Annotated in this window: 29 protein-coding genes; 17 read left to right on the top strand and 12 right to left on the bottom strand. The window is 71.1% G+C overall.

Annotated features, from left to right (window positions below):
- Positions 1 to 45: 45 nt before the first annotated feature.
- Entirely contained in the window at positions 46 to 1,677 is a 1,632-nt protein-coding gene (locus E1289_RS12720; protein ID WP_131979426.1) for a GMC oxidoreductase, read from the bottom strand.
- 147 nt (positions 1,678 to 1,824) lie between these two features.
- Here E1289_RS12720 and E1289_RS12715 point away from each other — a divergent pair, with 147 nt between their 5' ends.
- Both E1289_RS12715 and E1289_RS12710 read left to right on the top strand, forming a co-directional pair.
- A complete protein-coding gene (locus E1289_RS12715) occupies positions 1,825 to 2,904 on the top strand; it encodes a dihydrodipicolinate reductase (RefSeq protein WP_131979423.1) in 1,080 nt (359 codons plus the stop codon).
- Positions 2,901 to 3,380, top strand: a complete 480-nt coding sequence (locus E1289_RS12710) for a carboxymuconolactone decarboxylase family protein (protein WP_131979420.1) — start codon at positions 2,901 to 2,903, stop codon at positions 3,378 to 3,380. Before E1289_RS12715 ends, E1289_RS12710 begins: the two co-directional genes overlap by 4 nt.
- Before the next feature lie 16 nt (positions 3,381 to 3,396).
- Here E1289_RS12710 and E1289_RS12705 read toward each other — a convergent pair whose 3' ends face one another.
- The 7 genes from E1289_RS12705 to E1289_RS12675 form a co-directional block, all read right to left on the bottom strand.
- Entirely contained in the window at positions 3,397 to 3,732 is a 336-nt protein-coding gene (locus E1289_RS12705; protein WP_131979418.1) for a hypothetical protein, read from the bottom strand.
- 12 nt (positions 3,733 to 3,744) lie between these two features.
- On the bottom strand, positions 3,745 to 4,548 hold the full coding sequence (locus E1289_RS12700) for a hypothetical protein (RefSeq protein WP_131979415.1): 804 nt from the start codon (positions 4,546 to 4,548) through the stop codon (positions 3,745 to 3,747).
- 53 nt (positions 4,549 to 4,601) lie between these two features.
- Entirely contained in the window at positions 4,602 to 4,919 is a 318-nt protein-coding gene (locus E1289_RS12695) for a DUF6317 family protein (protein WP_131979412.1), read from the bottom strand.
- Positions 4,920 to 4,928: 9 nt separating this feature from the next.
- The gene (locus E1289_RS12690; protein ID WP_131979409.1) at positions 4,929 to 5,195 is read right to left on the bottom strand and encodes a hypothetical protein; all 267 of its coding nucleotides are present in this window, start codon (positions 5,193 to 5,195) and stop codon (positions 4,929 to 4,931) included.
- Between the two features lie 580 nt (positions 5,196 to 5,775).
- The gene (gene sigJ, locus E1289_RS12685) at positions 5,776 to 6,684 is read right to left on the bottom strand and encodes an RNA polymerase sigma factor SigJ (protein WP_131979406.1); all 909 of its coding nucleotides are present in this window, start codon (positions 6,682 to 6,684) and stop codon (positions 5,776 to 5,778) included.
- 293 nt (positions 6,685 to 6,977) lie between these two features.
- Positions 6,978 to 7,460, bottom strand: coding sequence for a hypothetical protein (locus E1289_RS12680; protein ID WP_131979403.1), 483 nt, complete (start codon positions 7,458 to 7,460; stop codon positions 6,978 to 6,980).
- Between the two features lie 81 nt (positions 7,461 to 7,541).
- Complete coding sequence (locus tag E1289_RS12675) at positions 7,542 to 8,477, bottom strand: hypothetical protein (protein ID WP_243712787.1); 936 nt, start codon at positions 8,475 to 8,477, stop codon at positions 7,542 to 7,544.
- A 44-nt stretch (positions 8,478 to 8,521) separates the two neighbouring features.
- On the opposite strand from E1289_RS12675, the gene E1289_RS12670 reads away from it, so the two are divergent.
- Positions 8,522 to 9,358: a 2,3,4,5-tetrahydropyridine-2,6-dicarboxylate N-succinyltransferase gene (locus E1289_RS12670; RefSeq protein WP_131979400.1), complete on the top strand. Its 837-nt coding sequence runs from the start codon at positions 8,522 to 8,524 to the stop codon at positions 9,356 to 9,358.
- A 14-nt stretch (positions 9,359 to 9,372) separates the two neighbouring features.
- Here the strand turns inward: E1289_RS12670 and E1289_RS12665 are convergent, their stop codons facing one another.
- A complete protein-coding gene (locus E1289_RS12665) occupies positions 9,373 to 10,080 on the bottom strand; it encodes a 4'-phosphopantetheinyl transferase superfamily protein (RefSeq protein ID WP_131979471.1) in 708 nt (235 codons plus the stop codon).
- Positions 10,081 to 10,108: 28 nt separating this feature from the next.
- Between E1289_RS12665 and dapE the strand changes: the two genes are divergently transcribed.
- Together dapE and E1289_RS12655 are read left to right on the top strand one after the other, a co-directional pair.
- Positions 10,109 to 11,185 carry a succinyl-diaminopimelate desuccinylase gene (gene dapE, locus E1289_RS12660; protein ID WP_131979397.1) on the top strand — a complete coding sequence of 359 codons (1,077 nt, stop codon included), beginning with the start codon at positions 10,109 to 10,111 and terminating at the stop codon, positions 11,183 to 11,185.
- On the top strand, positions 11,182 to 11,988 hold the full coding sequence (locus tag E1289_RS12655; protein ID WP_131979394.1) for a TIGR00730 family Rossman fold protein: 807 nt from the start codon (positions 11,182 to 11,184) through the stop codon (positions 11,986 to 11,988). The genes dapE and E1289_RS12655 overlap by 4 nt, the downstream gene beginning before the upstream one ends.
- Positions 11,989 to 12,030: 42 nt before the next feature.
- On the opposite strand, the gene E1289_RS38950 is transcribed toward E1289_RS12655, so the two are convergent.
- Together E1289_RS38950 and E1289_RS12640 are read right to left on the bottom strand one after the other, a co-directional pair.
- On the bottom strand, positions 12,031 to 12,345 hold the full coding sequence (locus E1289_RS38950; protein ID WP_207928932.1) for a hypothetical protein: 315 nt from the start codon (positions 12,343 to 12,345) through the stop codon (positions 12,031 to 12,033).
- 65 nt (positions 12,346 to 12,410) lie between these two features.
- Positions 12,411 to 12,956, bottom strand: a complete 546-nt coding sequence (locus tag E1289_RS12640) for a hypothetical protein (protein ID WP_207928931.1) — start codon at positions 12,954 to 12,956, stop codon at positions 12,411 to 12,413.
- A 203-nt stretch (positions 12,957 to 13,159) separates the two neighbouring features.
- Between E1289_RS12640 and E1289_RS12635 the strand changes: the two genes are divergently transcribed.
- Genes E1289_RS12635 through E1289_RS12600 form a run of 8 tightly spaced genes read left to right on the top strand, consistent with a single transcriptional unit; the run spans position 13,160 to position 19,688 of the window.
- Positions 13,160 to 14,530 (top strand): hypothetical protein, encoded by a 1,371-nt coding sequence (locus E1289_RS12635; protein ID WP_131979391.1) that lies wholly within the window; start codon positions 13,160 to 13,162, stop codon positions 14,528 to 14,530.
- The gene (locus tag E1289_RS12630) at positions 14,527 to 15,072 is read left to right on the top strand and encodes a hydrogenase maturation protease (RefSeq protein WP_131979388.1); all 546 of its coding nucleotides are present in this window, start codon (positions 14,527 to 14,529) and stop codon (positions 15,070 to 15,072) included. The genes E1289_RS12635 and E1289_RS12630 overlap by 4 nt, the downstream gene beginning before the upstream one ends.
- A complete protein-coding gene (locus E1289_RS12625; protein ID WP_243712786.1) occupies positions 15,065 to 15,451 on the top strand; it encodes a hydrogenase maturation nickel metallochaperone HypA in 387 nt (128 codons plus the stop codon). Before E1289_RS12630 ends, E1289_RS12625 begins: the two co-directional genes overlap by 8 nt.
- Before the next feature lie 11 nt (positions 15,452 to 15,462).
- Complete coding sequence (locus E1289_RS12620; RefSeq protein WP_243712785.1) at positions 15,463 to 16,500, top strand: hydrogenase expression protein HypE; 1,038 nt, start codon at positions 15,463 to 15,465, stop codon at positions 16,498 to 16,500.
- Between the two features lie 33 nt (positions 16,501 to 16,533).
- On the top strand, positions 16,534 to 18,327 hold the full coding sequence (locus E1289_RS12615; RefSeq protein ID WP_131979386.1) for a nickel-dependent hydrogenase large subunit: 1,794 nt from the start codon (positions 16,534 to 16,536) through the stop codon (positions 18,325 to 18,327).
- Positions 18,320 to 18,874, top strand: a complete 555-nt coding sequence (locus E1289_RS12610) for a NifU family protein (protein ID WP_131979383.1) — start codon at positions 18,320 to 18,322, stop codon at positions 18,872 to 18,874. Before E1289_RS12615 ends, E1289_RS12610 begins: the two co-directional genes overlap by 8 nt.
- Positions 18,871 to 19,479, top strand: coding sequence for a DUF5947 family protein (locus E1289_RS12605; protein WP_131979380.1), 609 nt, complete (start codon positions 18,871 to 18,873; stop codon positions 19,477 to 19,479). The genes E1289_RS12610 and E1289_RS12605 overlap by 4 nt, the downstream gene beginning before the upstream one ends.
- Entirely contained in the window at positions 19,479 to 19,688 is a 210-nt protein-coding gene (locus E1289_RS12600; RefSeq protein ID WP_131979377.1) for a hypothetical protein, read from the top strand. Before E1289_RS12605 ends, E1289_RS12600 begins: the two co-directional genes overlap by 1 nt.
- A gap of 136 nt (positions 19,689 to 19,824) precedes the next feature.
- Here the strand turns inward: E1289_RS12600 and E1289_RS12595 are convergent, their stop codons facing one another.
- Positions 19,825 to 20,181 (bottom strand): helix-turn-helix transcriptional regulator, encoded by a 357-nt coding sequence (locus E1289_RS12595; protein WP_243712784.1) that lies wholly within the window; start codon positions 20,179 to 20,181, stop codon positions 19,825 to 19,827.
- Positions 20,182 to 20,374: 193 nt separating this feature from the next.
- Here E1289_RS12595 and E1289_RS12590 point away from each other — a divergent pair, with 193 nt between their 5' ends.
- The 4 genes from E1289_RS12590 to E1289_RS12575 all read left to right on the top strand — a co-directional run bounded on the left by E1289_RS12590 (position 20,375) and on the right by E1289_RS12575 (position 24,708).
- Positions 20,375 to 21,448, top strand: a complete 1,074-nt coding sequence (locus E1289_RS12590; RefSeq protein WP_243712783.1) for a trypsin-like peptidase domain-containing protein — start codon at positions 20,375 to 20,377, stop codon at positions 21,446 to 21,448.
- Positions 21,449 to 21,530: 82 nt separating this feature from the next.
- Positions 21,531 to 22,199, top strand: coding sequence for a TetR/AcrR family transcriptional regulator (locus E1289_RS12585; RefSeq protein WP_131979371.1), 669 nt, complete (start codon positions 21,531 to 21,533; stop codon positions 22,197 to 22,199).
- Positions 22,196 to 23,107 (top strand): ABC transporter ATP-binding protein, encoded by a 912-nt coding sequence (locus E1289_RS12580; RefSeq protein WP_131979368.1) that lies wholly within the window; start codon positions 22,196 to 22,198, stop codon positions 23,105 to 23,107. Before E1289_RS12585 ends, E1289_RS12580 begins: the two co-directional genes overlap by 4 nt.
- Positions 23,104 to 24,708, top strand: a complete 1,605-nt coding sequence (locus E1289_RS12575) for an ABC transporter permease (protein WP_131979365.1) — start codon at positions 23,104 to 23,106, stop codon at positions 24,706 to 24,708. Before E1289_RS12580 ends, E1289_RS12575 begins: the two co-directional genes overlap by 4 nt.
- Positions 24,709 to 24,714: the final 6 nt, after the last annotated feature.

Raw genomic sequence — 24,714 nt, 5'->3', positions numbered from 1 at the left:
GCGCCCGTGGCCGGACCGGTCGTCAAGGGGCGGGCAAAGGGCGGGTCACAGGTCGGTCGCGATGATCTTTTCGATGTTCCGCTCGGCGAGCGCGGTGATGGTGACGAACGGGTTGACGCTGGTGTTGCCGGGGATCAGCGAGCCATCGATGGCGTAGAGGCCGGGGTAGCCGTGCAGGCGCCCGTAGTTGTCGGTCGCCCGGTTGAGGACGGCACCGCCGAGCGGGTGGTAGGTGAGGTGGTCGCCCCAGATCTTGTAGATGCCGAACAGGTCGGTCCGGTAGATCGTCCCCTCCTTCCGGTTGATCTTGTCGAAGATCGACTTGGCCATGTCGATGCTCGTCTGCTTCCAGGAGGTCTGCCAGTTCAGCTCGACGCGTCCCGCCCCGGCGTTGTAGGAGAACTCCGCCCGGTGCGGGGTGTCGGTGATCGACAGGTAGAACGAGGCGTAGGTCTCGATCCCGGTCGGGATCGGCGCGACCTCGGCGAACGCGCCGCCGTCGTCCCAGTTGTCGATGCCGGTGGTGGGGATGGACGACTGGAGGGAGCCGGTCGGGTCCCACATGTGGTTGGCGCGGCCGCACATGACGTTGCCGTTGTCGCCCCAGCCCTTGCCGACCTCGCCGTTCAGGTTCGGCAGCTTGCCGGTGGCGCGCATCTTGACCAGCAGCTTGCTGGTGCCGACGCTGCCCGCCGCGAAGAACACGCGGTCGGCGGTGACGGTCTTGGTGGTCGTGACGGCGCCGGACGTGTCGAGTTGCTCGATGACGACCGTGTACCCGCCGCCGGACGCGGGGGACACCGACGCCACCCGGTGCAGCGCCGAGATCGTGACCCGGCCGGTGGCCTTCGCGCGGGCGAGGTAAGTCTGCTGCAAAGACTTCTTGCCGTGGTTGTTGCCGTAGAGGATCTCGGCCGCGAGCGCCGACTTCGGGACCGTTCCAGCCGCCTCCCGCTCCATGTAGTCGAAGTCGTACACGTTCGGCACGTACAGGAAGTCGAAGCCCGACCGCTCGGCGTGCTTCCGCCCGACGCGCGAGTACTGGTAGCAGGCGGTGCTGTCGAACCACGCCGTGTCGATGTGGTTGACGCCGAGCCCGGCGTTGGCGCGCGGGTAGTAGACGTCGTACATCTCGGCCGCGTTGACCGAGGGGAGGACGGCGCTGAACCGCGCCCGCTTCGGCGTGACCGCCATCCCGCCGTTGACGAGCGAGCCGCCGCCGACGCCGCGTCCCTGGTAGACGGTGATGCCGCTGAAGTCCTCGGCGTCGAGGATGCCGGTGTGGCGGGGGACGTCCTTGTCGAGCGGGAAGCCGAGGAAGTTGCTGATGGGCTGCTTGGTCCTGGTCCGCAGCCAGTAGGAGCGGTAGTCGGGCGATTTGGTGTTGGCGAAGATCTTGCCGTCCGAGCCGGGGGTGTCCCACGCCATCCCCATCTCGACCATGTGCACGCTGACGCCCGCCTGCGCGAGCCGGAGGGCGGCGACGGAGCCGCCGTAGCCGGTGCCGATGACCAGCGCCGGGACGTGCGCCCCGTGCCCGATCGGGCCCGGCGCGGCCGCTGCGGCGCGGCCCGGGTAGCCGAGCATGCTCAGGCCCGCGATAGAACTCGTTCCAATAAGGAATCCGCGGCGGGACGGCCCGCCGGATCTCTCATTGGGCATGGTGGAGGCAGCCATGTGACCTTCCTCACTCTCGATGGGACTGAAACGTGTTCTACATCGATATGCGGGTCGCGTCACCGGTTACGTGAAAGTAACTCATGTCCACTTCTGGCAACCAAGCATTTGCTTGGCTTCCGTCGGGGCATCTGTTACATTCCGCGCATGATCTCCGCGATCGTCTGGGGCACGGGCAATGTCGGCCGGCTCGCCATCCGCGCCGTGGCGGCCCATCCGGCGCTGGAACTCACCGGCGTGCTCGTCCACGACCCCGGCAAGGCCGGGCGGGACGCCGGCGACCTCGCCGGGCTCGGCCGCGACCTCGGCGTGGCCGCCACCACCGACATCGACGCCGTCCTCGCCACCGGCCCCCAGGCCGTGGTGTACGCCGCGTCCGGCGACATCCGCCCCGACGACGCCCTCGCCGACATCCTCGGCGCGATCCGGGCCGGGGCCGTGGTCGTCACGCCCGCCCTGTACGCGCTCTACGACCAGCGCAACGCCCCGCCCGAGATGCGGGAGGCAGTGCTGGACGCCGTCGCCGAGGGCGGCGGCTCGCTGTTCGTCTCCGGCGTCGACCCCGGCTGGGGCAACGACGTCCTGCCGCTCATGATGAGCGGGCTCGGCGGCACCATCGACGTGATCCGCTGCCAGGAGATCTTCGACTACACCACCTACGACCAGCCCGACTCCGTCCGGTACCTGGTCGGCATGGGCCAGCCGATGGACTACGAGCCGCCCATGCTCGCCGCGACCGTCCCCACCATGGTGTGGGGCGGGCAGGTCCGGTTGATGGCCCGCGCGCTAGGTGTCGACCTGGACGAGATCCGCGAGACCGTGGACCGCCGTCCCCTGGACGAGACCGTGACCACCAAGTCCATGGGCGACTTCGAGAAGGGCACCCAGGGCGCGGTGCGCTTCGAGGTGCAGGGCATCGTGCAGGGCGAACCCCGCATCGTCATCGAGCACGTCACCCGCATCCACGCGTCCTGTGCCCCCGATTGGCCGAAACCGCCGGACGGCGACGGCGCGCACCGCGTCGTCATCGAGGGCGACCCGCGCATCGAGGTCACGGTCGAGGCCACCGACGAGCACGGCAACCGCGCCGCGGGCGGCAACGCCACCGCGGTCGGCCGCCTCGTCGGCGCGATCGACTGGCTCGTGGACGCCGACCCCGGCCTCTACGACGCCCTCGACGTCCCCCTGCGCCCCGCCGTCGGCAAGCTCGGAGGCACCCGCCCATGAACCTCGACATCCCCGACGGCAAGGACCCGATCCAGTACGCGTGGGGCGAGATGGTCCCCGGCATCGGCCCCGCCGCCGCGCACCTCTCCCTCGCCGTCTACGAGCACACCACCCTCGGCCTCCGCGAGTTCGAGGCGGCGCGCCTCCGCATAGCGCAGATCAACGGTTGCCTGTTCTGCCTCGACTGGCGCACCGACCGGGACGGCGAAAAGGTCGAGGAGGGGTTCGCCGACGCGGTCACCGAGTGGCGCACCACGGACGCGTTCGACGACCGCACCCGCCTCGCCGCCGAGTACGCCGAACGCTACGCCCTCGACCACCACGGCCTGGACGAGGAGTTCTGGGCGCGGATGACCGCCTGCTACACCCAGCGCGAGATCGTGGAGCTGAGCATGTGCATCGGCTCCTGGCTGGCGTTCGGCCGCCTCAACCGCGTCCTCGGCCTCGACGCCATGTGCATGATCCACAAACCCTGACCGCGGGCCTGGCGCCTCAGTTCGCCCGGGTTCGCGCGATCTCCTGCGCGGCCCTGCGGAGACCCCTCTGGACCACCACGTAGACGACGAAGAGGAGGAGTGCGGTCAGGAATAGCGCCGCTGTCACGGGGTCCGGAACGAGGCTGAACGCGGCGCACAAGAGCAGCGCCGCCCCGAAGGCGAACAGCGCATTTCCCGTCCGAACCCGCTCCATGAGCGGAAGCTCTTCGTAGCTCACCCTGACCTGCCGCGAGACCCTGTACGTCCCTATGCCCCTGCGGGTCTTCACTCCTGCGGTGAGGCATGCGAGCCCCAGCAGCGCATACGCTAGCGAGCCCACGATCACAGCCACGGCGGTGCCTCTCTAGAACCAGTCATCAATTTGATCCACCGCCCACTTTCCTCCGCCCACCACCGCGCCGGCGGCAAGACCGATCCCACCGCCGACGGCGCTGCCGGGTATGGCCCCGACCCCGCCGAAGAACGCGCCGACGGCGGCACCGATTCCGGCGCCACCGCCGACCCACCCGACGAAATCGGTCCAGGGGAAGTCGTCGTCGGCCAACCCGTCATCGAGCTCGTCTTCGACGTCTCCGAGCTTGTCCCGTAGACCCTTCGAGACGTTCTCGTCCTTCGAGCGAGCCTTCGCGGCGTCCAGCACCGACCAGGACCCCTCAGCCTTTCCCGAGTAGAGCGCCACCAGACGGTCCGCTGCCGACCTCTGCATCTCCCGCGCTTTTTCCTTGGCGTCCCGGAGGATGATGCTGAGGTCGCGCTGTCGCTCCGGGTCATCGGTCGCTCGGTCGCTCTTCCGCTCATAATCGAGCTTCCGGTTGTTCGCCGAGATCTGAAGTTCCGCCAGAGCCGAGGCCAGATCGTCCATGATCTTCGCCGCGTCGTCGGTGAACATCGACAGTTTCTTGGCGTCGCCCGCGTCGGCACCCCAGGCGTCCTGGAACGCGTTGGCGTCGTCTCCCCGCCAGCCTGCGTCGCCGACCAGCTTCTTGACCGAGCTCTCGACCTCCTCAACGATCCTCTCGCCCGGCGGCACGTATCCGTAGAGCTTCGTGGCCAGCGCCGCCAGGCCATGAATGTCCACCCCCAGGCTGAAGAGACTTCCCACCGGCTGCACACCGGCCGGAATCGGTGCGGCCTCCTTGGGGGCCATCCCGTACCTCCCGGATTCGAGTCGATCAAGTCGTGCGGGGCTTCACTCCCGGCTCAGAAGCGGGGTTGGATGCCCCCCGGGTCATCGATTCTGTCCAGGAGGTCGTTGACATCGTCCTCAACGTCCCGGTACTTGTCGTGCACATACTTGAGCTTGTCCCCGTGCGTCCGCATGGAAGAGCCGAGTGCGTCATGCATGACGGCGATCGCATCGAGGGAGGCGGAAATCGCCTGCTCAAGCGATCCTTCGGTCACCTTGGGCACCGTGCCGATATCGTTCGGAACGATGTCGGCGAACCTTTTGCCGCAGTCCTTGAAGACGCCCGAGGTCTTGAGGATGTCCGCGTAAACGACCTGGATCTCTTTGCCCATTATCCGGTCCTAGCTGGTGCCCCGGCGCCCCGCAATGAGGCTGGGGTCCATTCGTGGGTTCAGGGCGACCCCGATGCGTTTCTTGCCGACCAGGTAGAGAAGCTCCAGCAACGAGGCCTCGGACCAGGGCTGGTCGCTGCCCAGGCACTCCCGGAGCCGGTCGACAGAGGTGTACACCGCGATCCCAGCCGTGCCGTCCTCCAGCACGCGCAGCTCGTACTCCGGGTTCTCTCCCGGCCCGACCGGGTGGGCCGTGGGGACATAGACACTCGACACCGCCGCCGGCGAAGCCTCCTCGGGTCTGGAGGGCCGGGACGGGGCGGCACCGGTGCCCGTGTGGCCGGTTGAGGGCCCGGTGCGGGCCGCTGCCATCCGCTCCGCGGCCTCACCGGCGTTACCGGGAGCGTGCGGGGTGCTCTGATTCAGCTTGGCGGACAGGGAAGAGGAAACGTGCGGCTCCACCTTTGCCCACTCCCATCAGGTCGAACCATTAGACGCGAGTGTGCGTACTCTACACAGGATGCCGAAGTTGCGATACGCGTTTGCCGTTATTCCGTAGCTCGGTAGGCAAATTCCGCGCTGATCAGGGAAAAGGTAAGTTGGACGGCTGGCGGGGGGGGATGACACATGTGGTCAGCGCGAGTTCGCTCCAGCGTTTCGGTCTGTAGCGGCCTGTCCACGACTGCCACAAGGCGCAGCGAGCGGATGGCGAGGTCATCGTGCCGCTGGCGGTTCGCGGTGCCGGCCACCGGACGGGTCAGGACGAGGTGGACGAATGACAGTGAGTTATCCAGGGTCAAGTGGCGAAGAACCCGAGGAAGCGCGAGTTCGTTCGGTCCCGGTCCCTGCCCCTGACCTAATCCTCCTCGATGCGGGTCAGCTTGTCCGGGTTGACGACGGCGTAGATGCCCTGGATACGGTCGCCGTCCGGGTCCAGGTCGAGGACCATCACGGCGAACGGCGCGTCCTCTCCGAACAGCACCGCCGACGGGTCGCCGTTGACGGTCCGGTAGCGGACGGCGAACCGCTCCTGCCAGCGGTGCCCCGTGGCCCCCGTGATCAGGCGCGCCACCCTGTCGCGGCCGCGGATGGGACGCAGCGCCGCGCCCCCTCTGACCTTGCCGCCGCCGTCCGTCCAGAACGTGACGTTCGGTGCCAGCATGTCCAGCAGCGAGTCCAGGTCCCCGCCGAGCGACGCCTGCAGGAAGCGCTCGGTCACCTGGCGCTGCACCTTCGGGTCCGCCTGGTAGCGGGGTCGCCGCGCGTGGACGTGCTCCCGCGCCCGGTGCGCGAGCTGCCGGACGGCCGACGGGCTCCGGTCCAGGATCGGGGCGATCTCCGTGTGCGCGTACCCGAACACCTCGTGCAGGACGAACACCGCCCGCTCCAGCGGCGTCAGTGTCTCCAGCACGACGAGCAGCGCCATCGACACCGCCTCGGTCCGCTCGGCGGACTCCGCGGCGTCGTCCTCGCCCACCAGCGGTTCGGGCAGCCACGGCCCCACGTACGTCTCCCGCCGCCGGCTGATCTGGGACTGCCGCGTGAGGGCCGTGTTCACCGCGATCCGCACCAGGTAGGCGCGCGGGTTCCCGACCTCCTCGGCGTCCTCGTCCCCGTATCTGGCCGACCACGCCAGCCACGTGTCCTGCAGGACGTCCTCGGTGTCGGCGACGCTGCCGAGCAGGTTGTAGACGACCGAGAACAGCAGCTCCCGGTGATCGGCGAACACCCGCGTCGCGGCGTCCTCGGCGGTCCCTCCGGGCATGGCTCACCTCCTGTGCGCTCACCTCCTAGAGTCACCCCGCCCCCCGAAATGTGACATCCCCCCGAATAAGGATGTGGCCCCCGACACGGTCAGGCGGTCACCTTGGTGGAGATCTCGCCGGCCAGGTCGAGCGCCGCCTGGCGGACCTCGCCGGGATCGGGATCGCCATCGAGGCCGTGATCCTCGGTCGCGCCACCGCCTGCCCGGACGCGCCGCGCGAGGGCGGCACCTTGATCGCGACCGTGCGGTTCAGCCGCAGGTCCGAGGCCCGCCAGACCTTGCGGCCGCGCGGATCAGTGCCCTTCCCAAGTTGTCGTGAGCGATTTTTCTTTATCGCTCCATGCCGTCACCCTTATGTGCTTTCTCACATAAAGGCCAATCGCCACTATCCTGCCGTCATCCGCATATATGGTGGCGACGGTCTGAGCATTATCGGTCGGTTCGACTGAGACGATTGACCCCTGGTCGCAGACGTCGGACACCCTGAAGTAGTGCGCACCCAGCGCCAGCGATCCTTCCGTGGCGGCTGAGGGAATGTGTGACTTGGAAGGCGATTCAGTCGATGTTGCAGCAGCCCTTTTGGGGATAAGGTCAATGAGGGCGGGGCGCATGGGGCCTGTAGGAAGCTTCTCGCCGCAGTAAAATGGTGCGGTCCGAGTAGTGGAGGTCGCGTCCCCTCGCTTCTCCGGTTCGCCACTGCAGGATCCTGCGCAAACTGCGATCGCAAGAATGCAGGAGAAAGTTCGTTTTTGCTCGCTGGACATCTTGATCCGCATCCACAGGCTCCTGATCACGTGGGCAGATCGCTTAAGCCGTTCCAACAGTAACCGGGTGTGGCGCACGTGCGGGCGCGGTGGTCACTTGATGATGACGTTGTCGGGTGGGGCGGACTCGTCGGGGGTCCAGCCGTCGTGGCCCGCGTCGGCCTGCCAGTGCTTGCCCGCGAAGCGGACCTCGGTGAGGCCGTACACCTGGGCGTGCGTCACCGCCCACGTCGAGACCGCCCAGCCCTCGCGGGCGTTGCCGGCCCGCACCGAGTTCCAGGACTGCGGGTCGGACGCGGCACCGGCCGCCAGCGCGCCGGGGCCGCCCACCTGGAGCCTGCTGCCGAACGCGCGGCGCATCTCCCGGAGCGCGTCCGGGCGGCGTGAATCATTGCGCTTGTCGGGCTGGAACCAGCACCGGGCCGTGCCCGGCTCGCGGCCGGTGAACGCCGCCGCGAGCAGCCCGCCCTCGTCCTCGTGCTGGGCGTAGGCGTCGCCGTCGGCGCTGCGCTGCACCTCCTGCGCCGCGATGTGCAGGTCGTGGTCGAGGTAGTCCTTCACCTGGACCAGCGCGTCGAAGAACTTGCTGGTCGACACGACGGGGTCGCGGAGCTTGTCGGGGGTGCCCCAGCCCTGCGAGGGACGCTGCTGGAACATGCCGACCGAGTCGCGGTCGCCGCCCGGCAGGTTGCGGATGTGCGACTCCTGGATCGCGGTCGCGTAGGCGATCACCACGGCCCGCTCGGGGAGCCGCTTGCGGAACGCGACGGCGGCGATCGTGGCGGCGTTCGCGCCCTGCTCCAGGTCCAGGGACATCTTGCCCGCGCTCGCGGTGATCTCGCAGCCGGAGCCGTGCAGGTAGGGACGGGCCCGCTGGAACAAGGCGTAGCCGCCCACGGCCAGCAGCACCACGACGACCGCCAGGCCCGCCGCCCACGCCATGCCGCCGCCGCGGCGGCGGCGCCCGCCGTCGCCGCCGTCGTCGGGCACCTCCCCGGGGTGCCCCCGCAACCTCGCCCAAACAGCCACGCGAAGACGGTACCGGGGAATGGCCACCAGTAAGCTCAGGAGGCATGACCGAAACGTTCACCAGCCCGATCTCCGGCGGCATCGACGAGCTGTGGGAGCGGCGCGCCGACCTCACCCCGGACGACGCCGACGCGCGGGCCGCCATCGTGGCCGCCGTCGACCAGATCGACACCGGCGAGGCACGCGTCGCCCACATCGACCCCGCGTCCGACGAGGTGGTCGTCGACGAGCGGGCCAAGCGGGCGATCCTGCTGAGCTTCAAGGTCCTCGGCATGGTGCGCTCCCAGGTCGGCGACTTCCGGTACCACGACCGCATCCCGCTGAAGAGCCGGCTGGACGGCGTCCGCGTTGTCCCCGGCGCGATCGCCCGCTGGGGCTCCTACCTGGCGCCCGGCGTGGTGCTGATGCCGTCGTTCACCAACATCGGCGCCTACGTCGACTCCGGCACGATGGTCGACACGTGGGCGACCGTGGGCTCGTGCGCGCAGGTCGGCAAGAACGTCCACCTGTCCGGCGGCGTCGGCATCGGCGGCGTGCTGGAACCGCCGAACGCCAAGCCCGTGATCATCGAGGACGAGGCGATGATCGGCAGCCGCTCGATGATCGTCGAGGGGGCGCGGGTCGGGAAGGGCGCCGTCGTCGGCTCCGGGACGAACCTGTCGGCGTCCATGCCGGTCATCGACGTGGAGACCGGTGAGGAGATCAGCCGGGGCCGCATCCCCGACTGGTGCGTCGCCGTCGGCGGAACCCGCCACAAGGAGTTCAAGGGCGGGACGTTCGGGCTACCGGCCGTGCTCGTCCTCAAGCGGCTCGAAGAGGGCCGGCGGCACGACAAGGCGTCCCTCAACGACATCCTCCGCGACCACGGCATCAACACGTGACCGCCGGCTGACCGCTAGAGCGGTATCTCGGTGATCTTGAGGGGGCGGCCGGTGAGGACGGCGGCCGCGGCGGCGTAGCCGGGGCCGGGCGTGAGGTCGGCCAGCCGGACCGGTGCGACCGCCGCCTCGCCGTCCCATGCCAGCACCTCGGGGTGCTCGTCGGGCGGGGAGAGGCGGATGGCCGTCATCGGTGCGGCGAGGCCGTGGCCGGTCGCCTTCAGCAGCGCCTCCTTGCGGCTCCAGTAGGCGTGGAAGCCGCGCCTGCGGTCGGACATGGCCGCGAGCGCCGCCCGCTCGGGCTCGCAGAGGACCATGTCGGCGAGCCGGTCGATGTCGCGGTCGCTCTCCCGCTCCACGTCCACGCCGACCTCGGCGCCCTCGGCGAGGACGAGGACGACCCGGTCCCCGGAGTGCGACAGCGAGAAGTCGACGCCGGCGCCGGGCAGGCGCGGCTTGCCGTGGGTGCCGGCGCAGAGCCGGCACTCGGTGCTGAACCGCATGCCCCGCGGGTCCAGGCCGGTGACCTCGGCGAGCGCCGTCCGCGCAAGGAACCGCCCGGTGACGAACCGGGCCTTGTCCTCCGCGCGCATGAAACGCTCGTAGCGCTCGCGTTCGCCGTCGTCGAGCAGCGCCCGCATCTCGGGGTCGTCGGCGGGGACCGCCCAGCGGACGGCGCACTCCAGCGGGTCGTTCTCCACAGCGGCATTCTCCACCACGGGCATCTCCACGAGCCGATGATAGGACTTGAACATGGGGCTGGATCTTCTCTCCGACGTCGCGGACCTCACGGCGGCGATCGTCGACATCGAGTCGGTGAGCGGCGCGGAAGGGCCCCTCGCCGACGCCGTCGAGCAGGCGCTGCGCGCGCTCCCGCATCTGACGGTCGAACGCCACGGCCACAACGTCGTCGCGCGCACTGACCTCGGACGCGCCGAGCGGGTCGTCCTGGCCGGTCATCTCGACACCGTGCCGCTGAACGGCAACCTGCCGTCCCGCGTGGCGGGCGACCGCCTCTACGGCTGCGGGACGACGGACATGAAGAGCGGCGTCGCCGTCGCCCTCCGGCTCGCCGCGACCGTCCCCGAGCCGGTGCGCGACGTCACCTACGTCTTCTACGAGTGCGAGGAGATCGAGGCCGAGCGCAACGGGCTGCGGCGGCTCGCGGCAGCCCGCCCCGAACTGCTCGCGGGCGACTTCGCGGTGCTGATGGAGCCGACCGGCGCGCTCATCGAGGGCGGCTGCCAGGGCACGATGCGCGCCGAGGTCACCGCGGCGGGGGAGCGGGCGCACAGCGCGCGGGCGTGGATGGGCGCCAACGCGATCCACGCGGCCGGGCGCATCCTGGACGTCCTGCGCGCCTACGAACCGGCCCGCCCGGTCGTGGACGGCCTGGAGTACCACGAGGGCCTGAACGCCGTGTTCATCAGCGGCGGCGTCGCGGGCAACGTCATCCCCGACGAGTGCGTCGTCACGGTGAACTACCGGTTCGCGCCCGACAAGTCGCCCGCCGACGCCGAGGCGTACCTTCGGGAAACCTTCCGCGGCTTCGCGGTGAAGATCACCGACAGCGCGTCGGCCGCGCGTCCCGGGCTGACGCACCCGGCCGCCGCCGCGTTCGTCGCCGCCAGCGGCGCCGCCGTCCGCGCCAAGCTCGGCTGGACGGACGTCGCGCGCTTCGCCGAGCTCGGGATACCGGCCGTCAACTACGGCCCCGGTGAGCCCACCCTCGCCCACACCCGCGACGAGTACGTGGAGATTCCCCTGATGGCGGAGTGCGAGCGACGTATGCGCACGTGGCTGGAAGGCCCCGTTAACGTGGCCCCATGACATTGAATCCTCAGTCCCCCCTCCGGCGGCAGGGGCCCGCGACGCTGCGGGGCAGGGCCGTCCCGAAGACCACCACCGACCAGCGGCTGCTGGACAGCCGCGGCCCGGTCGACTGGGTGCACGCCGATCCGTGGCGCGTGCTGCGCATCCAGGCCGAGTTCGTGGAGGGGTTCGGCCTCCTGGCGGAGCTGCCGAAGGCGGTCAGCGTGTTCGGCAGCGCCCGCACCAAGCCGGACTCCGCCGACTACAAGCTCGGCGTGGAGATCGGCGCGAAGCTGCACGAGGCCGGCTACGCGGTGATCACCGGCGGCGGCCCGGGGATCATGGAGGCGGCCAACAAGGGGTGCGACGAGAGCGGCGGACTGTCGGTCGGCCTCGGCATCGAGCTGCCCTTCGAGCAGGGGATCAACGACCACGTCGACATCGGCCTGCAGTTCCGCTACTTCTTCGTCCGCAAGACGATGTTCGTCAAGTACTCGCAGGCGTTCGTGGTCCTGCCCGGCGGGTTCGGGACGCTGGACGAGGTGTTCGAGGCGATCACCCTCGTGCAGACCGGGAAGATCACCCGGTTCCCGATCGTGCTGGTCGGCACCGAGTTCTGGGGCGGCCTGTTCGACTGGATCCGCGATCGGATGCTGGCCACCGGCAAGATCGCCGAACATGACCTCGACCTGGTCCACCTCACCGACGACCCCGACGAGGCGGTCCGCGTCATCGTCGAGGGCCACTCCCGGGTCGAGCAGGAGATCGCCGAGGCCCGCGCCCGGAAGGAGACCGCCGAGCAGGCCGAGAACCCCGAGTAGGCCCAGCCGCCGGGAGGAGGGCCGCCGGGAGCGCCGGGTGGTTCAGCCGGTGTCGCGGAGGGACGCCGTCCGGGACGCGATCGCGTGGAGCACCGCCGCCATGTCCGCCTGGCCGTGCCCCAGGCCGAGCGTCTCGCGGTAGAGGGCGTGTCGGTTTCGAGGGCCGCGCGAATAGCCGGGCGACGTCGTCCCCATGTGGACGATGACGCGCCCGGCGACGTTCGCGGCGAACGCGGCGGTGCCGCGTTCCAGTACCGCGTCGATGGCGGGGCCGTCGGCCAGCATGAGCAGCGCGACCGTCGCCCGGGAACTGGCCGGGATGGGCGTTCCGTCCCGCAGGGCCGAGGCGCTCGCCACCCTGATGGTCAGTGCGCTGGAGGGGGCGATCCTGATGGCGCGGGCCGAGCGGAGCGTCCGCCCCCTCAGGGCCGTGGCGCGAGAACTCGGGCCCTACCTGGACTCCTGCGTCGCCGGAGAGGACTGAGCGTACGGCGGGACCGGTCGCGTCCGGACGGGGGCTCGGGGGCGAGCCGCCCGCCGACGACGATGCCGTACAGGAGGTGGTCCAGGGCCGTCCCCGCCCGCCAGGCGAAACCGTGCTCGTGCACATGGTGGACGTGGAGCGCCGGGGCGATGCCGAGCTCGAAGCCGAGCCAGATGACCAGGCCGTAGACGGGACCGCTGGCGGGGTTGCTCCGGACCCGGCGCGGCAGGAGCCCGTATGCGGCGCCTCCTGCCGCGCCGTAGGTCCAGTGAAAAAGCTCGGTGATGGCACTCTGGTGCCGCTCGGGCAGTCTGCGGAGGAGGGGCAGGCGCTGCTCGACGATCGCTTCGGGCGGTGTCTGTTCCCGGGGCCCGATGGCCGCCGTCACCGTCCGCACCCCGGTCATCGCCATGGCGGCGACGAGCCCGCGGGCACCCGCCCGGAAGACCGTTCCGGCGCTCCGCTCCGGCATCCGCGATCCCATGGCGACCTCCCTGTGCGAGACATCCCTGCCCCCTGATCCGGCGAACATGCGCCCGTCCGGGACACGCGGTATATGAGCCCGTCACTTACTGGACGCCGTCACTTACCGGGCACCGTTTCCCGTTGCTATAGCTGAGGTGCTGCCCGCCGCGAAAGCGTCGAAGCGGGCATGCGCATTCCGTCTGCGGAAGGGGTGGGGCGTCGGTGGAGAACGGACCGGCCGGGGTCGCCAGGAGTTTCGCGCACGCCGGCGCTGTGGCCGACGCGATCCTCTACGAGGGGTACCTGCTGTATCCCTACCGGCGCTCGTCCGGCAAGAACCGGGTGCGCTGGCAGTTCGGCGTCATCATGCCGCCCACCTGGGCCGATGCGCACGGGCTGCACGACACGAGCGTGGCCGGCTCGGCCGAGGCGCCCTGGCAGCAGACCGAGTGCCTGCTCAGCGCGTCCGAGGACGCCACGGTGACGTGCAGGGTCCGGTTTCTGCAGACTCAACGCAAAAGTGTGGAAGAACTGCTTCCGGATGGGGCCTATCATCCGGCCGATTGCCTGAATGCCGGTGAACGGCTGGAAGTCGGTTTCGACGAGGCCGTGCCGCGGGAATTCGACTTCCGTATCCCGCTGCGGGATCTGCGCGCCGGGGTCCAGAAGTTCGATCTCCGCGCGCCCGGGGGCGAGGAGACCACCCCGATCAAGGACGACGAGGGCAGGGTCCTCGGACGCGCGGTGCGCCGGCGGTGGCCGCTGACGGCCGTCGTGACGGTGTCGGCGACGCCGCCGACGACGCCCTGCGAGCCCCCGCGGCGGGCCGACCTGCTCCGCGTGCGCATAGCCAACACGGACACGGCCACGGCGGCGGACGCGACCCGGGACGAGGCGCTGTGCCGATCGCTGCTCGCCTGCCACGTCCTGCTGGGCACCGGCGACGGGTCGTTCCTCTCCCTCCTGGACCCTCCGGAGTGGGCCGCCGCGGCGGCCAGGGAGTGCGTGAACGTCCACACCTTCCCGGTGCTGGCGGGAGCGCCGGGCGACCGGCACGCCGTCCTGTCGTCGCCGATCCTCCTGTACGACCACCCGCGCGTCGCCCCGGAGAGCCCCGGTGACCTGCACGACGCGACGGAGATCGACGAGATCCTGTCGCTGCGGACGCTGACGCTCACCGACGCGGAGAAGCGCGAGGCGCGCGGCACCGATCCGCGGGCCGCCGCGATCCTGGACCGGACGGAGTCCCTGACGCCGGAGGCGTTCGCCCGCCTGCACGGCACGATCCGCACGCCGCTGCCGGAGGGCGACGGCGCCGGGGTCGAGGTCGCCGGTGTCCCCGTCGCGAAGGGGAGCCGGGTGCGGCTGCGGCCGAGAACCCGCGGCACCGACCCCCAGGACCGGTTCCTGGACGGCAGGACCGCGCTGGTCGAGGCGGTGCTGACCGACGTGGACGACGGCACGCACCTCGCGGTCACCGTCGAGGACGACCCGGCCGCCGACCTCAACCAGTGGTACGGGCGGTTCCGGTACTTCGCACCCGACGAGGTGGAGCCGCTGCCCGCCGCCGGCGCGGACGGGGCACCGCGGTGAGCCGGGTGCTCGTCGCCGGGATCGGCAACGTGTTCCTCGGCGACGACGGGTTCGGCGTGGCGGTCGCCCGGCGCCTGCTGCGGGACGGTCCGCGGGACGGGGCCGCGCTCCCGGAGGGCGTGCAGGTCGCCGACTACGGCATCCGCGGCGTCCACCTGGCCTACGAGCTGCTGGACGGCCGCCACGACACGCTGATCATGGTGGACGCGGTGCCCGTCGAGGGCCCGCCCGGCACGCTCGCCGTCATCCACGTGGACGCGGCCGCCGTGGACGACGCGGTGGCCGGCGCGGACTTCGCCGACCCCCTCGGCCCCCCGGCCGTCGACGGGCACGGCATGCACCCGATGGCCGTGCTGCGGCTGCTGCGGCGGCTCGGCGGCGAGATCGGCCGCGTCCTCGTGGTGGGCTGCCGGCCCGCCGTCCTGGAGGAGCGGATGGAGCTGTCCGAGCCCGTGCGCGCCGCGCTGGACGACGCCGTCCGGCTCGTCGCGGACCTGGCCCGGGACGAAGCGAACAGGGAAGTGGAGCGGACGAATGCATGAGCTGGGGATGTGCGAGGGGATCGTCGAGGCGGCCCTCCGCCGGGCGGACGGCCGCCCGGTGCGGGGCATGCGGGTCCGCGTCGGCGGCCACCCGGTCGACCCGGAGGTGATCGAGCAGGGCGTGCGGGTCGCCGCGGCGGGCACCGCGGCCGAGGACGCCGCGCTCGACCTGGTGCTGGAGCCGCTCTCGGTGCGCTGCGACCGCTGCGGCGCCCGGACGCCGGTGAACTCCGCCACGGCGCTGGCGGCCTGCCCGGCGTGCGGCTCCGTCGACGTGCGGAGCGCCGGGCGCGAGGACGTCGTCCTGGAGTCGATCACCGTGGACGCGCCGGCCCGCGAACCGGCCGGCGAACCGGCCCGCGAACCGGCCCGCGACTGAGGAGGTACACCGTGAACGGCGAGAACGGGTTCAAGGAGATCCACATCCTGTGGATCTCGGAGGGCATGAGCTGCGACGGCGACACCGTGTCGGTCACCGCGTCGGGGCAGCCGTCGATCGAGGACGTGGTCAACGGGCTCATCCCGGGGCTGCCGAAGGTGCACCTGTACAACAAGGTGCTCTCGCCGTCGCAGGGCGGCGAGGACTTCCTGGCCCCGTTCCGGGCGGCGGCCCGCGGCGAGCTGGAGCCCTTCATCTTCGTGCTGGAGGGCTCGGTCCCCAACGAGAAGATCAACGGGGACGGGCACTGGTCGTCGTTCGGCAACGACCCGGACACCGGCGAGCCGGTGACGCTGGACTGGTGGCTCGACCGGCTCGCGCCGCGGGCGTGGGCGGTCGTCGCGGCCGGCACGTGCGCGACGTACGGCGGCATCCACGCGATGGCGGGCAACCCGACCGGGTGCATGGGCCTCGCCGACTACCTCGGGTGGGACTTCCGGTCGGCGGGCGGACTGCCGATCGTCAACGTCCCCGGCTGCCCGGTCCAGCCCGAGAACTTCATGGAGACGCTCACGTGGGTGCTCCAGCACGCGGCGGGCACCGCGCCGCCCCCGCCGCTGGACGACATGCTGCGGCCCCAGTGGATCTTCGGCAAGACGGTCCACGAGGGCTGCGACCGCGCGGCCTACTACGAGCAGGCCGACTTCTCCAAGGACTACAACTCGCCGAAGTGCCAGGTGAAGATCGGCTGCTGGGGTCCGGTGGTGAACTGCAACGTCCCCAAGCGCGGCTGGATGGGCGGGGTCGGCGGCTGCCCGAACGTCGGCGGCATCTGCATCGCCTGCACCATGCCGGGCTTCCCGGACAAGTTCATGCCGTTCATGGACGCCCCGCCCGGCAGCAGCCTGTCGTCGACGCTGATCCGGCCGTACGGCGCCTTCATCCGCCGGATGCGCGGCCTCACCAACGCGACCGCGAACAAGGAACCCCGGTGGCACCACAACCGTGAGGTGCTGACCAGTGGCTACGACCCGCGCTGGCGGCCCTAGCCCTAGGCCCAAGCAGTCAGAGAGGACACATCGATGGCGAAGACCGCGCCGAGGCCCGCCGGGACCGAACCCGGGCAGCTCGTGGAGATGTCGTGGGACCCGATCACCCGCATCATCGGCAACCTCGGCATCTACACCAAGATCGACTTCGCGAACCGGCGGGTCGCCGAGTGCCACAGCACGTCCTCGCTGTTCCGCGGCTACTCGGTGTTCATGAAGGGCAAGGACCCCCGCGACGCGGGCTTCATCACCAGCCGGATCTGCGGGATCTGCGGCGACAACCACACCACGTGCTCGGTGTACGCGCAGAACATGGCGTACGGCATCAAGAACCCGCCGCTCGCCGAATGGATCATCAACCTCGGCGAAGCGGCCGAGTACATGTTCGACCACACGCTCTTCCAGGACAACCTCGTCTTCGTCGACTTCTGCGAGGCGATGGTCAAGGACACCAACCCGAGCGTGCTGAAGAAGGCGAAGACCACCGACGCGCCGAACGCGGCCGTCCACGGGTACCGGACGATCGCCGAGATCATGGAGGCGTTCAACCCGTTCGAGGGGGAGGTCTACAAGGAGGCCCTCCAGATCAGCCGCACCACCCGGGAGATGTTCTGCCTGATGGAGGGGCGGCACGTGCACCCCTCGACCGTCTACCCGGGCGGCGTCGGGACGATGCCGTCCCCGACCCTGTTCACCGACTACCTGTCCCGCCTCATCGGGATCGTCGACTTCGTCAAGAAGGCCGTCGCCATGAACGACGACGTCTTCGACTTCTTCTACGAGGCGCTGCCGGGCTACGAGGAGGTCGGGCGCCGCCGCGTCCTGCTCGGCTGCTGGGGCGCGTTCCAGGACCCGTCGGTGGTCGACTACCGGTACGAGACGATGGACCGGTGGGGCAAGGCGATGTACGTCACCCCGGGCATCATCATCGACGGCGAGCTGCTCACGACGAACCTGGTCGACATCAACCTCGGCATGCGCATCCTGCTGGGCAGCTCCTACTACGAGGACTGGGTGAACGAGGACCCGTTCGTCACCCTCGACCCGCTCGGGAACCCGGTCGACATGCGGCACCCGTGGAACCAGACCACGGTTCCCGTCCCGCAGAAGCGCGACTTCGACGAGAAGTACTCCTGGGTGATGAGCCCGCGCTGGCTGCACCCGCAGACCGGGGAGCACCTCGCGCTGGACACCGGCGGCGGCCCGTTCGCGCGGCTGTACAGCACCGCGCTGGCCGGCCTGGTCGACACCCCGTACGTGAAGTCGACCGGGTCGAGCGTCCAGATCAACCTGCCGAAGGGCGAGCGGCTGCCGGAGACGACGCTCGAATGGCGCATCCCGAAGTGGTCCAACGCCCTGGAACGCGACCGGGCCCGCGGCTACTTCATCGCCTACGCGGCGGCGATGGCGGTGTACTTCGTCGAGCAGGCGCTCGGCCGCGTCCACGACGGGGACACCAGGGTCTTCGAGGACTTCGAGGTCCCGGACGAGGCGATCGGCTGCGGGTTCCACGAGGCGGTGCGCGGGGTGCTGTCCCACCACCTCGTCATCAAGGACAAGAAGATCGCGAACTACCACCCGTACCCGCCGACGCCGTGGAACGCCAGCCCGCGCGACAGCTACGGCACGCCCGGCCCGTACGAGGACGCCGTCCAGGACATGCCGATCTTCGAGGAGAACGGCCCGGACGACTTCAAGGGCGTCGACATCATGCGCGCCGTCCGCAGCTTCGACCCGTGCCTGCCGTGCGGCGTCCACATGTACGTCGGCGGCGGGCGGACGCTGAAGAAGATGCATTCGCCGATGTTCGGGGCGACCCATGAGTGAGGAGCCGCGGGCCCGCCTGGACGAGGCGGCCGTGGCCGACCGGCTGGCTCGCCTGGACGAGGGCCTGGGCAGGCTGGAGCAGACGCCCGGCGCGACGGCCGGAACCGCCCTGGACGCGGTCACCCTGCTGACCGAGGTCTACGGGGAGGCCCTGGCGCGGGTGATGGAGCACATCCCCGCGGCCGCCGCCGAGTCCCTGGTGGAGGACGACCTCGTCGGTCACCTGCTCGTGCTCCACGACGTCCATCCCGAGCCGGTCGAGCGGCGCGTGGCCCGGACGCTGGACGGCCTCCGGCCGCGCCTGAACCGGCAGGGCTTCGAGGTCGACCTCGTCGGCATCGAGGCGGGGACCGCGCGGGTCGGCCTCAAGGGCGGCGGATGCGGGGGCGGCGCGGCCCCCGCCGGGGAACTCGTCCGGGAGGCCGTGCTGGCGGCCGCCCCCGAGCTGGCCGGCGTGGACCTGGTGGCCCCGAAGGCGCCGCCGGCGTTCGTCCCGGTCGACTCGCTGATGCGGCCGCCCGCGGCGGCGGCGGACGGTGCCGCGTGAGGTCCGGGGCTCTCGACCGGGCGATCAGGCGGGCGTCCGCGGCGCCGGGCCCGGCGGCGCGGGAGGGCACCGACACGTGCGGCCTCTGCGACGCGCCCGCCCCGGAGCCGCACGCCCACGTCCTGGACGAGAGCAACGGCGAGCTGCTGTGCGCCTGCCGCGCGTGCGGCCTGCTGTTCCAGCGGGAGGGCGCCGGATACGGCCACTACCGGCTCGTGCCCCGGCGCAGGGAGCGGCTCGGCGGCGTGCCCGCCGCGGATCTGGGCGTCCCGGTCGGGCTGGCCTTCTTCGTGGCCGGCCGGGACGGCGCCGTCACCGCCCGCTACCCGAGCCCCATGGGCGCCACCGAGTGGACCGTGGACCCGGGTGTCTGGGCGGACGTGACCGCCCGCGCGCCGCGGCTGGCGTCGCTGCGTCCGGGCGTCGAGGCGCTGCTGGTCAACACGGTGCGCGGCGCCGACGAGCAGTGGCTCGTGCCGATCGACGACTGCTACCGGCTCGTCGGCGTCATCCGGCGGTCATGGACGGGCATGTCCGGGGGAAGCCGGGTGTGGCACGAGATCGACGCGTTCTTCAGGGACCTGACAGAGACGGAGGAGGAGTGATGGCCGAGATCCGTACCGGGAGGCCGCACGTGAAGCCCGACGCGCCCTCGCACGTCAAGGGCGTCCGCCAGGGCAACGAGAAGGGCGCCTACAAGAACGAGGTCGGGCACCACGAGGACGGCACCGCCGACTCGCGGCGCTCGACCGGTATCCGCGCCGGCAGGCGCGACCCGATCCTGCCGAGCATGCCGAACGTGCCGCCCGGCTGAACCGAGGGAGGAGGTAGGAAATGCGGAAGGCAATGATCGCGACGGCCTGCGTGGCCACCGCCGGATTCGCCGCGCTGATGTGGCGGGAATGGCCGGCGATGCGCCGCTACATCCGGATCTCGCGCATGTGAGAGCGCTAGCGCGAATCGACCCGCGAATCGACCGGGGCGGGGGGAGGAACGGATGATTCCGGCTTCTCCCCCCACAACAGCAGGAAGGACTCCAGGACGGTTCCGAACCGGGCCAGGCTCGCCATCCGCGCCCGGAGATCGGTGAGGCCCTCCGCCGTCAGCTCGTAGCGCCGGCGGGCGGGCCCGGCGTCCGAGGGGACCCAGCTCGACGTCAGCAGCCGCTCCCGCTCCAGGGCGCGCAGCACCCGGTAGGCGTGCCCCGGCTCGACGTCCGCGACGCCCATCCTCGCGAGCCGCTCGATCAGCTCGTAGCCGTGGTCCGGCCGCTGGTGGATCAGCAGGAGCAGGAAGGGCTGGAGCATGCTACGGATCTCGCTGCCGCACACGGTTCCTCTCCTCGCTGCGTTCCGGACGGCCGGTGATCTCGAAGAACGGCTATCCGTTCCGCCGGTGCCCTAACGCCGTATTCCGAAATCCCCCTGCGTCATGGCGAAGTCGTGACCGGTTCCATGCCTGTTCTCCGCGAGGCGGGAACGAGTCCGTCGGAGGTGGAACGTGAACCGGAACACGAGCGTGACAGTGTGCGCGGCGGCGATGGGCCTGCTCCTGGTCGCCGGATGCAGCGGCGGTGACGGCGATGGCGATGCCGGCGAGACGGCCAGGCCGGGCCCGAACTCGATCCAGGCGACGGGGGCGGCGGCCCAGGTGCAGGAGCAGTTCGAGCGGGTCGTCGACACCGTGCTGCCCTCCGTGGTGAAGATCGAGACAGGCGGGGGAGAGGGCTCGGGGGTCGTCTACGACGACCAGGGCCACATCGTCACCAACGCCCATGTGGTGGCGGGGGCGCGGCAGATACGGGTCACGGCGTCCAGTGGCGGCTCCCCGCAGGAGGCCAGTCTCGTTGGCGCGTTCGCCCCCGACGACCTGGCGGTGGTCAAGGTGGACGGCGGCTCCCTCAAGGCGGCCACGTGGGGCGACTCCAGCGAGGCGGAGGTCGGCCAGATGGTCCTGGCCATGGGCAACCCGCTCGGACTGTCCGGGAGCGTGACGAACGGCATCGTGTCGGCGCTGCACCGGACGGTCTCGACCCAGGGCGAGGGCGACTTCTCCGGCTCGACGATCGCCGACGCGATCCAGACGAGCGCGCCGATCAACCCGGGCAACAGCGGCGGCGCCCTCGTCACGCTCAACGGGGAGGTCATCGGCGTCCCGACCGCCGCCGCCCAGGACCCGGCGGCCGGGGGCGCGGCGCCCGGCATCGGGTTCGCGACGCCGAGCGACACCGTCAAGCGGATCGTCCCGCAGCTCATCAGGTCCGGCGAGGTCTCCGACTCCGGCCGGGCGGCGCTCGGCGTGGTGGTGCGCACGCTCGTCGACCCGCAGAGCGGGCAGCGGTCCGCGGTCGTGGTGGTGGAGGTCATGGAGGACAGCGGCGCCGCCAAGGCGGGCATTGAGCCCGGCCAGCTGATCCTCTCGGTGAACGGCACCCCGACGCCCACCCAGACGGCGCTGACCACCGTCCTGGCGAATCTCGACCCCGGCAACACCGTGCCGGTCGAGATCCAGCAGGAGGACGGTTCGAAACAGGAGGTCAAGGTGACGCTCGGCGAGCTTCCCGGGGGCGGCTGACCCCTCCTGGACGCCCGCGCCTGTACAGGAGTACAGTGTACAAACGTATAGTCCGCTGAACATACGTACAGGTGAGTTGGGGATGGCACGACGAACGCGGCCCGAGGACCTGACCGGGCGCGCCCGGATCAGGGACGCGGCGCTGCTGGAGTTCGCGGACCACGGCGTGAAGGGCGCGACGATCCGGGGCATCGCGAAGACCGCCGGTGTCTCGCCCGCGCTGGTCCAGCACCACTTCGGCACGAAGGAGGCGCTGCGCCGGGCGTGCGACGAGTACGTCATCGAGAGCATCCGCGAGATCAAGCGGGAGGCGCTCGCCGGGGGCATGGCCAGCCCGGACTTCCTCTCGATCGCCATGCGGACCGGCCGGCCCATCCAGCGCTACCTGGTGCGCGCCCTGACCGACGGATCCGCGGCCGCGCGCACGCTGTTCGACGACGCCGTCGAGTTCAGCGAGGAGATGCTCGAACACGGGGCCCCCGGGATGGCCAAGGCCAAGACCGACGACCTGCGCGGCTACGCGGCCGTCATGACCGCCATCAGCTTCGGGGTCATCGTCCTCAACGAGCACCTCTCCCGCGCCTTCGGCGCCGACGTCCTGCTGGGCGAGGGCTATCCCCGGATGGCCCTCGCCATGCTCGACGTCCTCGACGACCGGCTCCTCACACCCGAGCTGGTCGAGCAGACCCGCACCGCCCTGAAATCCATGATGGCCGAGGGCGTGCAACCCCCATCCGAGGAGAACCGGTGAAAGCGAACCCATCACCCGTCGAGGTATCCGGCCTGGTCAAGAACTTCGGCCGGACCCGTGCACTGGACGGCCTCGACCTGACCGTCCGGCAAGGCGAGGTGCACGGCTTCCTCGGCCCGAACGGCTCCGGGAAGTCGACCGCCATCAGGGTCCTGCTCGGCCTGCTGCGCGCCGACGCGGGCACGGCCCGGCTGCTCGGCGGCGACCCCTGGCGCGACGCCACCGAACTGCACCGCCGCCTCGCCTACGTCCCCGGCGACGTGACGCTGTGGCCGAACCTGTCCGGCGGCGAAGTGATCGACCTGCTCGGCCGGATGCGCGGCGGGACGGACGAGCGCCGCAAGGCCGAGCTGCTGGAGCGGTTCGAGCTCGACCCGCGCAAGAAGGGCCGCGCCTACTCCAAGGGCAACCGGCAGAAGGTCGGCCTCGTCGCCGCGCTGGCCTCCGACGCCGAGCTGCTGCTCCTGGACGAGCCCACCTCCGGCCTCGACCCCCTCATGGAGGAGGTCTTCCAGGAGTGCGTCCGCGAGGCGCGGGACGAGGGGCGGACCGTTCTGCTGTCCAGCCACATCCTGTCCGAGGTCGAGGCCCTGTGCGACCGGGTGACGATCATCCGGAAGGGCGCCGCGGTCGAGTCCGGCACCCTCGACGAGCTGCGGCACCTGACCCGCACGTCGATCCACGCCGAGCTGGCGGCCCCGCCGGACGGGCTCCCGCTGCCGGGCGCCCACGACGTCGCGATAGACGGGACGACCATCAGGTTCGAGGTGGACACCACCCGGCTGGACGACGCGCTGCGCAGCCTCACCCAGGTCGGGGTCCGGAGCCTGGTCAGCCGGCCGCCGACGCTGGAGGAGCTGTTCCTGCGGCACTACAAGGACGAACTCGCCGAGAAGGCCACGACATGAGTTCGCTCACGGGAACCGGGGGCCTGATCCGGCTCATCCTGCGGCGCGACCGGTTCATCCTCCCCCTGTGGGTGGTGGCGCCCGCTCTCGTGACGGTCAACCTCGTCCCCGCCACCGAGGCGCTGCTCCCCACCGTCACCGACCGGCTCCAGTACGCCGCGACCACCGGGACGAACCCGACCTTCCTGGCGCTCTACGGGCCGCTGTACAGCGGCGACATCGGCGGCATCGTCGTCCAGCGCGCCGGGTTCATGCCCGTGGTGATCGGCATCATCAGCGCGCTGACGGTCATCCGGCACACCCGGACCGAGGAGGAGGCCGGGCGCCGTGAGCTGCTCGGCGCCACCGTCACCGGCCGCGGCGCGGGCCTGGCCGCCGCGCTCATCGTCACGCTGGCCGCCAATCTCGCGATCGCCGTGCTGCTCGCCGCGGGCATGGCGGCCCAGGACCTCCCGCTCGCCGGATCGCTGGCCTTCGGCCTCCAGTTCGCGGCCGGCGGCTGCGCGTTCGCGGCGGTCGCCGGCATCACCGCCCAGCTCAGCGAGGGCGCCGGCGCGGCCAGGGGAGCGGCCGTCAGCGCGCTCGGCGGCGCGTTCGTGGTCCGGATGGCCGCCGACGTCGGCGGCGAGGGCAACGCGCTGTCCTGGCTCGGCTGGCTCTCCCCGTTCGGCTGGGCGCAGCGGGTGCGTCCCTACGGCGGGGAGCGCTGGTGGACGCTCGCCCTGGTCGCCGTGCTCGTCGCGGCGCTGACGGCGGCGGCCGCGGCGCTGTCGGCCCGCCGCGACGTCGGCGCGGGCCTCCTGCCGCCGAAGCCGGGACCGGCCGCCGCCGCACCGCGGCTGTCCGGCCCGTTCGGGCTCGGGTGGCGGCTCCAGAGCCGTGCCCTGTACGGCTGGCTCGCCGGGTTCGCCGCGCTGGGCGTCGTGTACGGCGCCGTCGCCGGCGGCGTACGGGACATGGTGCGGGACAACCCCGAGCTGGCGGAGGTCTTCCGGAGCCTCGGCGGGCAGTCCGGCATCATGGACGCCTTCTTCGCCACGGCGATGGGCGTCCTCGGCCTGGTCGCCGCCGCCTACGCGGTCTCGGCGACGCTGCGCCTGCGCACGGAGGAGACGGGCCAGCGCGTCGAGCCGCTGCTCGCCACGGCGACCGCCCGGCTGCGGTGGGCGGCGAGCCACCTGGTGTTCGCGCTGCTGGGGCCCGCCGCCGCGATGGCCGTCGCGGGCGCCGCCGCCGGGCTGGCGCACGGACTGAACGTCGGTGACGTCGGCCGCGAACTCCCGCGCGTCCTCGGGGCGGCGCTGGCGCAGCTGCCCGCCATCTGGCTGGTCGCGGCGATGGCACTCGCCCTGTTCGGGCTGGCGCCCCGCTTCAACGGCGCGATCTGGGCCGCGGTCGGCCTGTTCATCGTCATCTCGATGTTCGGGCCGGCGCTCGACCTGGACCAGCGGATCCTGAACGTGTCGCCGTTCACCCACGTGCCGAAGTTCCCCGGCGCCGCGTTCACCGCCGTGCCCTTCGCCTGGCTGCTGGCGCTGACCGCCGTCCTGTCCGCCCTGGGCATGCTCGGCTTCCGGCGCAGGGACATCGCGGCGCACTAGCGGGGC

The organism is Actinomadura sp. 6K520 (genome assembly GCF_004349245.1).
Classification (GTDB): Bacteria; Actinomycetota; Actinomycetes; order Streptosporangiales; family Streptosporangiaceae; genus Spirillospora.
Note: the sequence above shows the minus strand (reverse complement) of the source record. Positions and strands in the feature narration are given on the sequence as shown.